A 673-nucleotide genomic window follows, 5' to 3' on the forward strand; every position below is an offset into this window, starting at 1 on the left:
CATATCATCTGTTACGGTAGCTTCTACATATTCAAACTCTACTTCAGCAACATCATCGCCATCTCGCTGTATTACATTAGGGATGATTCCTGCAGCCAAAGCGTTTGCCATGTCTTTTGGATCTTGATAACCCTTGTCGGCAACAACTTCTACTATTTCATGTTCCAAATCATTCTTGGCCTCAGTCAGTGTTTCCGTAATTTCGCCATGATCAGTAGGATTGGTGGTAACATTGTAGGTGGCTATCAGATGACTGTCTGCCTCGACGGCTGTCTGTACATTATAGCCAACGTTAAAACCGTCATTGAACTTCATCAACTTAGAATCAGGATCTGTGAGTGAAAGTTGTTTCTCTCCACTTTCCTCCAGTTGATTACGATATTCTTTGTAATCCGCCTGACGCTTCTGAACCACCTCCAGATTAAGCTCGGTTTCATCCCTGCCAAGCTTACGTTCATCATCGAAGTCGTTCTTTTCCAAATCCTCCAAGTACTGACGCTCATGCGCTTCAAGACGGGCAATACGATCATCAAGCTTATTGAGAGTAAAGTTGTTATCCTTGGAATTTACAGCCTTGAACTTACTACCATCAATAGATAAGTAAGAATGGCTGAAGAGTCCAAAGGAATCCAACTGCTTATTCAATGATTTAAAAACTTTCTTGATAGGCTTC

Annotated in this window: 1 pseudogene; it reads right to left on the reverse strand. The window is 41.6% G+C overall.

From position 1 onward, the window contains the following. Nucleotides 1-645 (reverse strand): annotated as a pseudogene (locus ACTQ53_RS17550) (transposase); the annotation flags it as partial. Nucleotides 646-673 lie beyond the last annotated feature (28 nt).

Source organism: Prevotella sp. Sow4_E9_plate (assembly GCF_052116205.1).
In the GTDB taxonomy this organism is placed as follows: Bacteria; Bacteroidota; Bacteroidia; order Bacteroidales; family Bacteroidaceae; genus Prevotella.